General features: G+C 62.6%; 1 protein-coding gene. It reads left to right on the forward strand.

What is annotated here, in order from left to right:
- Nucleotides 1–93 precede the first annotated feature (93 nt).
- Nucleotides 94–1,040 (forward strand): IS630 family transposase gene (locus ACEUEL_RS22255; RefSeq protein ID WP_405710540.1). Its coding sequence is split into 2 segments (ribosomal slippage): nucleotides 94–430 and nucleotides 430–1,040, totalling 948 coding nucleotides; the frame shifts between segments, so codons are not numbered across the junction.
- The last annotated feature ends 16 nt before the right edge of the window (nucleotides 1,041–1,056 follow it).

Genomic DNA, 1,056 nt, shown 5'->3' on the forward strand with positions numbered 1-1,056 from the left:
TAGAGCGGTAGCCGATCATTATGAATCGGATGTCCTTTCCAAATCAGGCCCGAACTGATTCAAGCTGCCTGCCGGAGTCGGAGGCCGGCAGGGATGGTGAAGGCTCTGTCGTTTGATCTTCGGGTTCGTGTTCTCGCTGCAGTGGCGGGCGGGATGAGCCACCGCCAGGCGGCGGAGCTGTTCGCGGTCAGTCCGGCGAGCGTGAGCCGATGGCGCAAGCTGTCGCGTGAGACGGCGGCACCTCGCGCCAGGGCGGCCGGAGGCGACAACCGGTCTCATCATGTCGAAGCCCACAGGGACTTGATCCTGGCACTGCTCGACGAGACACCGGACCTCACCATCGAGGAACTGCGCGGTCTTCTTTCGGCACAGGGGGGCGGTGTCGGCTACGGCACGGTCCGACGCTTCTTCGCCCGCCATGCCGTCACGCGCAAAAAAAGACCGCCCATGCGGCCGAGCAAGATCGGCCCGACATCCTGAAAAGGCGCCGGGAGTGGTTCGCAGCCCAGCTCGACCTCGATCCCGACCGGCTCGTCTTCATCGACGAAACCTGGGCTTCCACCAACATGGCCCGTCGTCATGGACGCTGTCGGCGCGGTCAGCGCCTGAGGGCCCTTGTTCCTCATGGTCACTGGAAGACCACCACCTTTATCGCTGGGCTGCGCCGCTCCGGCATGGTCGCGCCGATGGTGCTCGATGGGCCCATCAACCGCATCGCCTTCGAAGCCTATCTTGAGCAGGTGCTCGTTCCAGAGCTCTCCCCAGGCGACATCGTGGTGATGGACAATCTCGGTTCCCATAAAGGTCCGGCGGTGCGTCAGATGATCGAGGCCACCGGCGCAGGCCTCCTGTTCCTGCCTCCCTATAGTCCTGATTTCAATCCAATCGAAAACGCCTTCTCCAAGCTCAAGGCCCACCTGCGCAAGGCTGCCGAGCGCACCGTCGAAGGCCTGTGGGCAGCCATCGGACGTATCGCAGATCTCTTCACGCCACAGCAGTGCCAGAACTTCTTCGAAGCCGCTGGATATGATCCAATATGATCGGCTTCCGCTCTAG

The organism is Ancylobacter terrae (genome assembly GCF_045108345.1).
GTDB lineage: Bacteria > Pseudomonadota > Alphaproteobacteria > Rhizobiales > Xanthobacteraceae > Ancylobacter.